Raw genomic sequence first — 477 nt, forward strand, 5'->3', positions numbered from 1 at the left:
GGGGTCGTTATTTGTATGGCAAAATATCCTTTTGAATTAAAACTAAAAATCGTTAAAGAATATCTTAGTGGCGTGGGCGGATATCGGTATCTTGCCAACAAATACGGTATTTCAAGCAAGTCTCAAGTAAGTAATTGGGTGAATGTCTATCGTGAATACGGAGAGGAAGGTCTATTGAGAAAGCATCAAAATCAGAAATATTCTGTTCAATTTAAGTTAAATGCGCTAGAGTTATATCAAACAAGTGAGATGTCCTATCGAGAAGTTGCTAGCACTTTAGAAATGAACAACCCTGCGCTTATTGCCAATTGGATGCGTAATTTCAGAGAAGCAGGTATTGAGGGGCTCTCAAAAGAGAAAGGGCGACCACTTACTTTGACTAGAAAAAAAGAAAACAAAAAAGAAAATACAACAACTGAAGAACGCGATCGTATCAAGGCATTAGAAAAGCAAGTCCGATCCCTTCAAATTGAGAAT

The 477-nt window shown here is 37.3% G+C and carries 1 protein-coding gene; it reads left to right on the forward strand.

Features of this window, described 5'->3' with window-relative positions; all coding sequences use genetic code 11:
* Positions 1 to 15 precede the first annotated feature (15 nt).
* Positions 16 to 477: helix-turn-helix domain-containing protein (locus tag DVW06_RS16920; RefSeq protein ID WP_137264925.1), on the forward strand; the 462-nt coding region annotated here is incomplete at its 3' end.

Source organism: Enterococcus sp. ARL09-542 (assembly GCF_005234805.1).
GTDB classification, from domain to species: Bacteria; Bacillota; Bacilli; order Lactobacillales; family Enterococcaceae; genus Enterococcus_D; species Enterococcus_D gallinarum.